This window comes from Mesobacillus maritimus, from assembly GCF_023715205.1.
In the GTDB taxonomy this organism is placed as follows: Bacteria; Bacillota; Bacilli; order Bacillales; family Cytobacillaceae; genus Mesobacillus_B; species Mesobacillus_B maritimus_C.
In genome coordinates, this window is the sequence record NZ_JAMBNR010000112.1 from 1 (window position 1) to 299 (window position 299).

A 299-nucleotide genomic window follows, 5' to 3' on the forward strand; every position below is an offset into this window, starting at 1 on the left:
GATGATTGGGGTGAAGTCGTAACAAGGTAGCCGTATCGGAAGGTGCGGCTGGATCACCTCCTTTCTAAGGATAATGTCGTAAGGACATTCGGAATGCGAATCTTACGATTCGTACAAAGCAAATTTACAAATTGCACTAAGCAATTTGTAAAAAAAATTGCACTATTGACTGCTTGTTTGTTTAGTTTTGAGAGTGCAATATTCTCTCAAAATGCTGTCTAGCTACAGCGTCTAGACCCTCGAGGTCGCTTCGGTCCATCACTTGAAGTCAAAGAACGACTTCAAATGCTGTACCTCCA

The 299-nt window shown here is 42.1% G+C and carries 1 rRNA gene; it reads left to right on the plus strand.

What is annotated here, in order from left to right:
• Positions 1–64: ribosomal RNA gene (locus M3182_RS25865) — 16S ribosomal RNA — on the plus strand; the annotation flags it as partial.
• Between the last annotated feature and the right edge of the window lie 235 nt (positions 65–299).